Genomic DNA, 9361 nt, shown 5'->3' on the forward strand with positions numbered 1-9361 from the left:
TTAGGCTCATAAGAGTATCGGCATTTTTTTAATAAGAGAAAATTTTTAATTTTTCCCTTTATTTGGATAAAAATGAGGGTTAAACCTATGTAGGACTTGCCTCTCCAGACTTATGGATAGGTTTCAGTTTATCACAAATACCCTTATTTTTCTACAAAAATTTTATTCTGAAGTTTAGAATTTGCAATCTCAAGACCCTTTTTATACATTTCATTTTCTGGGTCAAATTTTGTTGCGCTTTCAAAGAGGGAAATTGCCTTTTTTGGCTCTGAATAGACATATTTTGAACCCATTACAGCGTAGCCATAGGCATATATCTTTAAAACACCCTTTGTGAAGCTATCCTTGTAAACCTTTGTCTCCCTGATTAAATAGGAAACATCATAGATTTTTGGATTTTCTTCTCTTTCCACCTTGAACAATATCCCATAATTTGAAAGGTCTGATGAATATGCTATTTTATATCCAGGGTTATAGAGGTCTTCATTGAATGTATAAAAAATATTGAATCTATCAATATTGTTCTTCACCAGGTTTTCCAGTTTAAATAAATAATGGGCATTAAAATCAGAAAGGGTAAATCTTATATCTTTGTGCTCCCTTAAAAGCCTTTCAATCACCCAATCTGTGGTTAAATCATAAAGGTTGAGTTGAATAATATCTTTTCTCCTATTTTCAATATGCTTAAGATACCACAGGGTCATAAACTCATGGTCGGTATAGGTAAAAAGAATGGTCTTTTCTGGAAGATGCCTTAAGATATTCCTTGCATAGTCATAGGCAAAATAGAATCTGCTTTTGTCGGCAATATAATAATAATTAAAGCAAATTGTTAATGGAATAAGCAAAACTCCAAATTTAAGAGATTTCTTTTTTTCAATTATAAAATTTAGCCCAATTCCTAGAAAGATTGCCAAGGAGAGAAGGGATGGAATATGATATGCCTCAAAATCAATCACCCCTTTTTCCACTGGATAGATAATCAATGAAAAAATGGTATTCACAATGATAATGCTTAAGAGAAGGATGAAGAATGGATAATTTCTTCTTTTAAGGGGATAAAAGCCAAATATTAAGATAACACAGAAGATTAAAAATTGCTTTAAGAGCAAAACAAGATGGTTTCCCAATGTAATGAAAAACTTTAATAATGTTATATCAAGCATCCTTTTTTGAGCAAATTTTACCATCAGACAATCAATAAACCTTTGCAGGGTGGTTGGGTTTGCCCAATCAATCGGTGGGTTCTGAAATGCCCTAATCGGAAGATAGAGAAATACAGAAAGACCAAGGGCAAAAAAGGCAAAAAGATAAAAAAGGGTATTTATTTTAAAGATGGATTTGTTGTTTATAAAAAGAAAGGCAATAATTCCTGGAATAATGGTTGCCATTAGATTATGGTTTGTAAAAGAAACACCAAGAATAAAAGAAAATAGAATAAGATATTTAAAGTTTTTCTTTATATTTTCTTGATATAGATAAAGGATAAATAAAATGAGAATAACAAAAAATCCATAAAGACTATATGTTTTTGCGTAAATAGAGACCCTAAAGAAGGTATAGGAAAATGCAAAGCAAAGGACTGTAGAAAAAGAGATAAGCCTTTGGACAGAGAGCTTTATAAGCAAAAAATAAATCAGGGTTGAGGTTAAACCTCCAAATATAGAAGACATCAAGGTAATCCTCATCCCAATATTTGAGATGGGAAGGTATGAAAATAAATGGCCAAGCAGGGTATAAAGGGGATAACCCGAAGGATGGGGAATGCCTAATACATAGGAGGAGGTAATAAAATCGCCAGAATCTCCAAACCAAACCGAAGAAGGAAGGGTTAGAAGATAAACAAAATATGAAATAAAAAAGGAAAAAAGGCAGATTATATAATCAGCCCTTTTAAAAGCTATTCTTTGCATTTATAATAGAGTGTATGTTTTTGGTAGATAAAAATCAAGCTTTTGAATTTCGGGTTTATTTAGTATACTAGGCTATATGCTGGTTTCATGGAATATAACAAGGGAATGCAATCTCTCCTGTAAGCATTGCTATAGGGATGCAGGAGAAAAAGAGGTAAATGAGCTTTCCTTTGATGAGGGATGTCATCTTCTTTCAGAAATAAAAGAGGCTGGCTTTAAAATGGTTATCCTCTCGGGTGGTGAGCCTATTTTAAGGAAGGATGTTCATCGTCTTATTGAATATGGAGGTAAGCTTGGTCTTATAATGACAATGGGAACAAATGGGACATTGCTTACAAAACCTGTTGCCTCAAGGCTAAAAGATTCTGGGCTTTCAAGGATAGGAATAAGCCTTGATTCTACATCAGAAAAATTACATAATGAATTCAGGGGAAAACCTTGGGCGTATAAAAAGACAATGGATGGAATAAGAAATTGCAAAGATGTCGGGCTTCCCTTCCAAATTCATACAACCATAATGGAATTTAATTACAGAGAAATAGAGGAAATTATAGATTTTTCAAGCTCCCTTGGTGCATTAGCAATTCATATATTTTTTCTTATAAAAACAGGAAGGGCAAAAATGCTGGATGAGGATATAACAAGGTATAGAGATGTTTTAAAAAGAATATTGGAAAAGCAGAAAACAACAAAGCTAGAGATTAAAGCTGTTTGTGCCCCTCAATTTATGCTTTATAACCCTTCAAAATATACCAGAGGATGCCTTGCAGGGATAAGCTATTGTTGTATTCTTCCTAACGGTGATGTGCAGGGCTGCCCATATCTTCCAATTAGGATAGGAAATATAAGGGATGTCTCATTTAATAAGCTCTGGAGGGATTCTTTGATATTCAAAGAATTAAGGCTTATGGAATATAAAGGTAGATGTGGAATATGCGATTATAAAAAATCCTGCGGCGGATGCAGGGCAAGATCATATTCCTATAGCCTTGACTATATGGGTGCTGATCCATTTTGTATGAAAAAAAGGCTTTGTTAGAAAGCTCAAAAGTTCGTATGTGTTCAACATAAAGAATAACCAAGGAGAGAATGTCTTTAGGTTATATTTCTTTGTTAAATAACGATGGGTTCTATGATAATATTTTGACTGCCGACGCAGCATTTGGTATTATTGTATTGATGGGAAAGAGAGAGCTTAAAATAAACCGAAAGGGAGGTCTAACGGGGTGGAGGAAGAGATAAAAACTTTAGTGCTGTATCGTCTCCCACGAGCTTGTGAGACGCTTGATGAAGCCTCTATTCTTTTAGAAAAAGGCCATACCAACGCCTTTGTTAATCGGCTTTATTATGCCTGTTTCGATATAAAAAGGCTTTTTTGTATTCTTTTGTTTCCCTTATTGGCTTTTTCTGAAACCATTACTGTAACTGGGGAGGAGCTTGTTGTAAGGGAAAAAAAGCCGGTAAAAGAAGAACCCATTGTCAGCAAGGAGGAGGTCTCTCCTTCTATGGTTGAAAAGAGCTCGGTTTCTCTCTTTACAGATTTGTCCGAGACATTAAAGACCCTGCCCGGTGTGGTTACCCCGGGTGCTTTCTCGGGTGCATTATACATCCGAGGAACCTATCCCATGGAGACAATATTTTTATTAGACAATGTGTTTATCTATTGGCCATACAGATGGGGAGGGCTGCTGCTTATGTTTAATACCGACCTTATTAAAAAGGTTGATTTCTATGCCGGAGGCTATCCGGCAAAGGGAAATCAGGCATTGGGTGGAATCATTGATGTCTATTACAAGGAGGGAAGCAAGAAGAAAAGAAGAGGGCAATTAGAGCTTTCTCCCACCACAATGGCATTTCAGATGGATGGACCAATAAAAAAGGATAAATTATCCTACTATCTTTCGGCAAACCGGACACACTATGACCTTCTGGTAAAATGGTTTGGCGGTGAAAAGGGAAGAGCCCTTCCCAACTTTAATGACCAATACCTTAAGCTCTATTATGAGCCAACCTATAAAGATAAGCTCTCCTTTAGTATTGTAAGAACCGGAGAGGGGATGGATATGAAGATGGAGGAGGGATACGGCTCACCCGATGATGAGGGAGGACACTTCTTTTATAAATACACCAAGGATATATTTGCCTTAAATCACAAGCGGGTATTTAGCCCAAGCCTTTCTAATGAGCTTACCTTAAGCTACTTAATTGATAAGGGAAGATTCAGGTTTTATTCCCCTGACTATCCCTTTAGTGGGGATTTAGATTCTAAAGATACCGCCTTAAGGAATGATTTTGTGATTAAAAAAGAAGGTCATGAAATAAATGTGGGAGGAATGGTTTACCGAAATAAGGGAAAAGCGGATGATACCTATAGCTTTCCCATAATAGAGGAGGTAAATGGAACCTGGACAGAGGTAAAGCACAAAGAGGAATTTCATTACCAAGGGAGAGCTGATTATTATGGGCTATACCTTTGGGATAGGTATAGTGGCTTTGGACCCATTATTGATTATGGGATAAGGTATGAGAATAACAATTTTACCAAGGAGGGTGTTTTCTCGCCAAGGTTTTCCATCTGCTTTCCCATAGGAGGTGGAAAAATAAAGCAATCAATCGGCGAATACTCCCAGTATCCGATGAACTCTTACTATCTTGATGAGAAAGAGGGGAATCCAAAATTAAAATCCCAATGCTCAAGGCAATATATTTTGGGCTATGAAAGGGATATTGGCGATGATAAAAGGGTAAAAATAGAGGCATATTACTCTGATTTAAATAAGCTTATCCTTCCAGACCCTGAAAAGAATTATCTTAATAAAGGTAAGGGTTATAGCAGGGGCATTGAGCTTTTCTTCCAGAAAAAGGAGGGAAAAAGATGGGATGGCTGGCTTTCTTATGCCTATTCCCAAGCAAAGCGGGAGGAAGCCCCGGGTAAATATGGAACATATTCTGTGGTTAAAGAGGAGGTTTTCTATCCAACCGACCAGGATCGACCACATGTTGCATCCTTAGTTTTAAATTATAACCTTACCAAAAAATGGAAGCTAAGTATGAAAACAACCTATTATTCGGGAAATCCCTGTACACCCCTGATTGGCGCAATAAAAGGAAGTGATACCTATAAAGCAATCTGGGGGGAATATAAAAGCAAGAGGCTTCCTTCTTATTTTCAAGCCGACCTTACCATAAGAAAAAAGCAAAAATGGGGCGAATGGTATATCCACTTTATCAACCTTACCGGGCATAAGAATATCTATGATTATTACTATAGCGATGATTATTCAGAAAAAAAGGCATTTGAGCAGCTTCCCTTTATGTTCTTGGGTGGATGCAAGGTTAATTTTTAAAAATACTTGATTTTTTGTTATGTATATGTTATTTATGTATATGAAATGAATAGAACAACCATATTATTACCTGAAAAGCTTAAATGGGATGCTAACCTAAAAGCAAGGGGCTTAGGTCTTTCCTTAGGAGAATTTATTAGAACATCCCTTGAGCAAGCGCTAAAAAAAGATTTTTCCAACCTAAAAAATGATCCCTTTGTTAAAGATAACAAATTCTATTCCAAAAACATTGAAAGGGATTTAAGCTTAAAGCATGATAATTACATTTATGAGAAGGCAGAATGATATTTGTAGATACCAGCGCATTTATTGCCCGATATATTGAGAAAGATCAATATCACAAAAAAGCATTGATAAAATGGAAAAAAATTATTGGTAAATCAAAATTATACACCAGCAACCATATCATAGATGAAACGATTACCCTTTTACTTAGAAAGACTACTTCCACTTTTGCCATAGAAAAAGCAAAGATATTATATACCACAAAGGCATTTGAAACAATGCGAAGTGATATTGATGATGAGCTAATGGCATTGGAGGTATTGGAGAAATACAAAGATCAAAAGCTCTCTTTTACCGATTGCTTAAGTGTTGCTTCAATGAAACGAAATAAAATAAGAAAAATATTTACCTTTGATAACCATTTTAAACACCTCTTTGGTATGGAGACAATATAATGGATTGGCTTAAAATTCTAATTGATTATGGAATAATTGGATTGCTTTTATTCCTTAGCATTGTCTCTGTTGCCATTGCCATTGAAAGGTTTCTTGTTTTAAGAAATATAAAGATAGCCCAATTCCCCGAGAAAAAACAACTTGAGGTAGAGCTTACCAAAAAGCTTCATATCATTGCGATTATTGGAGCAAATGCTCCCTATATTGGGCTTTTGGGAACAGTGCTGGGAATAATGCTTACCTTTTATTCTTTAGGAAAAAAAGGGTTTATGGATACTTCGGGAATAATGGTGGGTCTTGCTTTGGCCTTAAAGGCAACCGCAATTGGGCTTTTGGTGGCAATCCCCTCCATTGTCTTTTATAACCTTCTCTTAAGAAAGATAGAGGTTCTCCTTGCCCAATGGGAAACAAACAATGGAAAGAAAGAAATTTGATTATATCAATGTTATTCCTTTGGTTGATGTGATGCTTGTCCTTCTTACCATCACCCTTACTACCTCCTCATTCATTGCCACTGGTCTTTTGCCTATAGAGCTTCCCAAAGCAACAAAATCCCAAGAGAAATTAGCCTTAAAAACCCAAACTATAGAGATAGATAGAGCTTCAAGGATATATCTTAATTCAAAGCCTGTTTCCCTTTCACAGCTAAAGAATACCCTGGTTTCCCTAAATCGGGAAAGCCCAATATTTATAAGGGCAGATAAATACATTAGCCTACAAACCTTTGTTAATGTATTTGACCTTCTAAAAAACCTTGGCTTTAAAAAAATCGCCCTCCAGACCGAAGAGAAGAAATGATCAGATTCCTATCAGTATAAAGGCTGTTTGTAAATCTTTGGGAGGGATTTTTAAGGTATGCGGATATTATTAGTGGAAGATGATAAAAAGATTGCCTCCTTTATCTTAAAGGGGCTCAAAACGCAGGGTTTGCCACAGACCATGCTACAGAGGGCGAAGATGGGCTTCATTTGGCTTTGCATGAACCCTATGATGCTGTTATTATTGATTTGATGTTGCCCAAAATGGATGGTCTAACCCTTATTGATAATATGAGAAAGAACAAGGTGAACACACCCGTGCTTATCTTAAGTGCAAAAAGAAGCGTGGATGATCGGGTGAAGGGCTTGCAAACAGGCAGTGATGACTATCTTACTAAACCCTTTGCCTTTTCTGAGCTTTTAGCCCGAATTCAAGCCCTCATTAGAAGGGCAAGTGGAATTACAGAGCCAACCACTCTTACTCTCGCAGATCTATCTATGAACTTAATCACTCGAGAGGTTGTTAGGGAAGGAAGGAAGGTTGAGCTACAGCCAAAAGAGTTTTCTCTGTTTGAATACTTATAGTATCTTCCATTACTTAGTGCAAAAATAGATAGGGTTGTGTTTATCTGTTAAAAATTCATCCACCTTTTAAGAAATTTTGAATTCTAAATTTTGAATTTTGAATTGAAGGTTTAAGTTTTATAAAATTTTTTCCCTTTTAATTCAAAATTCAACATTCAAAATTCATAATTTTATAAAGTTTTCCTTAAGATTATCTAAACACATACATTTTGTAAAGCGTTATGGAATTAACTATAATGCGTAATGCAGGAAGAATTGTTTCCAAAACTATGATTACAGAACATGTCTGGGACTATAATTTTGATCCTCAAACGAATGTTGTTGAAGCAAGAATCAGCAAATTACGAGATAAAGTTGACCGAGGGTTTTCAAAAAAAATGATCAATACCATAAGAGGGGTTAGCTATGTTCTTAAAGAGGCTTCTTAAACTAAAGAATACCCTCGCCTTTAGATTATCACTCTGGTATGCGATGATATTCATCCTTTCATCCATTACCGCTTTTTTCATATTCTATCTTGCCACCTCAAAGATTATTCAAAAGCGTTTTGATAAAGACCTTATGGGAGAGATAGAGAAGTTTTCGCAGATTTATGCAGAGGGAGGTATGGATAAGACCAAACATGCATTAGCACTTGAGGGAGGATACGAGACAATGGATAAAGAATTCTTTCGTATCTTAAACCCTGAAGGGAAAGTGATTGCCTCAACCGATATGTCGTATTGGAAAGATTTAGGCCCAACTACCAATGCCTTACAGAAAATAAGAAGGGGGCAAGATTATGTCTTTGAAAGATTCTCCTCTCCTCTCCGTGAGTATGAAGTACGCATTATTTATGGAATCATAGGAGGGAGGAGAATTTTACAGATTGGCAAGTCTATTGAAGAAGAGGCAGAATTCCTGAAAATATTACGAGATGTATTTTTCTCGGCAGTTGGCTTCATTATGATCCTTGTTGGTGTGGTTGGGCACTTTATGGCCAGGCGGGCAATGAAAGGGGTTGAAGAGGTTACAGAAACCGCCCTTGATATTGCAAGCGGTGGAACACTCACTCGCCGGGTTCCTGTAAAGGCAAGGGGTGATGAAATAGAACGGCTGGCAATTACTTTTAATAATATGTTGGAGCGTATCCAGGCGTTGGTTACCGGCATAAAGCAGATGGGGGATGATCTCGCCCATGACCTGAAAAGCCCAATTACCAGTATACGGGGTATCGCGGAAGTCACCCTGACCACTCCTTCCTCAACCGAAGAGTATGCAAATATGGCAGTTGAAGTAATTGAACAATGCGATAGAATGCTTGAAATGCTGAATACGATGATACTTATCGCAGAAACCGAGGCAGGAGCAGAAAGACTGAAGTTAGAAGATGTGGATGTGGCCAAAGTTATCCAAGAGGCTTATGAGCTTTTTGAACCAGTGGCTGAAAAGAAAAATATTTCTTTTACTTTCAATGTTTCTGGTAGGCTTATCATCCAGGCAGACCTCCAAAGTATCCAACGCCTGATCTCCAATCTTATTGATAATGCATTGAAATATACCCCTGCTCAAGGAAAGGTCAAAATTTCGGCTGAACAGGATAATGGTCATATTGTCATTACGGTCAAAGATACAGGTATCGGAATCTCTAAAGACAATCTCCCTCATATATTCAAGCGCTTCTATAGAGGCGACAAGAGCCGAGCCCAGGAAGGGGTTGGACTGGGCTTAAGTTTGGTAAAGGCGATTGTCCAAGCTCACCAGGGAGATATAAGCGTCACCAGCCAATCAGATGTGGGAAGCACATTTGTTGTCACCCTTCCTGCGGCTCTTCCTTCCTCCTCTTCAAACATTACCAAAAGATAATTTTACGGTAATCTTCTGGTTAACTCCCCATAGTATAATTTAATTAAATAAAACGCTCATCTCTTAAAGATTGTGCTTAGGCGGCTTTAAGCCACATTTCAGGCTCCTGTGTAGGAGACCGGGATCGATATTTGACGGCTCTTCACGGAATATGGTGCAAATATAATCTCTTGAAAATGTTGCACCTGAATGAGTATTATAACCCTTTAAATCTCTCTAAAAGGAGGGTAACT

The 9361-nt window shown here is 36.9% G+C and carries 8 protein-coding genes and 2 pseudogenes; 9 read left to right on the top strand and 1 reads right to left on the bottom strand.

The window, feature by feature from the left end; all coding sequences use genetic code 11:
- Nucleotides 1–143 precede the first annotated feature (143 nt).
- Nucleotides 144–1913 carry a DUF2723 domain-containing protein gene (locus AB1397_06150; protein MEW6482564.1) on the bottom strand — a complete coding sequence of 590 codons (1770 nt, stop codon included), beginning with the start codon at nt 1911–1913 and terminating at the stop codon, nt 144–146.
- 76 nt (nt 1914–1989) lie between these two features.
- Between AB1397_06150 and AB1397_06155 the strand changes: the two genes are divergently transcribed.
- From AB1397_06155 to AB1397_06195, 9 genes and pseudogenes are all read left to right on the top strand, one after another.
- On the top strand, nt 1990–2952 hold the full coding sequence (locus tag AB1397_06155) for a radical SAM protein (GenBank protein ID MEW6482565.1): 963 nt from the start codon (nt 1990–1992) through the stop codon (nt 2950–2952).
- Nucleotides 2953–3163: 211 nt separating this feature from the next.
- Nucleotides 3164–5260, top strand: a complete 2097-nt coding sequence (locus tag AB1397_06160) for a TonB-dependent receptor plug domain-containing protein (GenBank protein ID MEW6482566.1) — start codon at nt 3164–3166, stop codon at nt 5258–5260.
- 45 nt (nt 5261–5305) lie between these two features.
- Nucleotides 5306–5545, top strand: a complete 240-nt coding sequence (locus AB1397_06165; GenBank protein ID MEW6482567.1) for a hypothetical protein — start codon at nt 5306–5308, stop codon at nt 5543–5545.
- Nucleotides 5542–5940 carry a PIN domain-containing protein gene (locus tag AB1397_06170; protein MEW6482568.1) on the top strand — a complete coding sequence of 133 codons (399 nt, stop codon included), beginning with the start codon at nt 5542–5544 and terminating at the stop codon, nt 5938–5940. The genes AB1397_06165 and AB1397_06170 overlap by 4 nt, the downstream gene beginning before the upstream one ends.
- Nucleotides 5940–6374: a TonB-system energizer ExbB gene (gene exbB / locus AB1397_06175; protein ID MEW6482569.1), complete on the top strand. Its 435-nt coding sequence runs from the start codon at nt 5940–5942 to the stop codon at nt 6372–6374. Before AB1397_06170 ends, exbB begins: the two co-directional genes overlap by 1 nt.
- Complete coding sequence (locus tag AB1397_06180) at nt 6355–6738, top strand: biopolymer transporter ExbD (GenBank protein MEW6482570.1); 384 nt, start codon at nt 6355–6357, stop codon at nt 6736–6738. Before exbB ends, AB1397_06180 begins: the two co-directional genes overlap by 20 nt.
- Before the next feature lie 57 nt (nt 6739–6795).
- Nucleotides 6796–7277 (top strand): annotated as a pseudogene (locus AB1397_06185) (response regulator transcription factor).
- A gap of 242 nt (nt 7278–7519) precedes the next feature.
- A pseudogene (locus tag AB1397_06190) lies at nt 7520–7711 on the top strand (winged helix-turn-helix domain-containing protein).
- The gene (locus AB1397_06195; protein MEW6482571.1) at nt 7689–9128 is read left to right on the top strand and encodes an ATP-binding protein; all 1440 of its coding nucleotides are present in this window, start codon (nt 7689–7691) and stop codon (nt 9126–9128) included. The pseudogene AB1397_06190 and the gene AB1397_06195 overlap by 23 nt, the downstream one beginning before the upstream one ends.
- Nucleotides 9129–9361 lie beyond the last annotated feature (233 nt).

The organism is bacterium (genome assembly GCA_040756715.1).
Taxonomy (GTDB): Bacteria; UBA9089; UBA9088; order UBA9088; family UBA9088; genus JBFLYE01.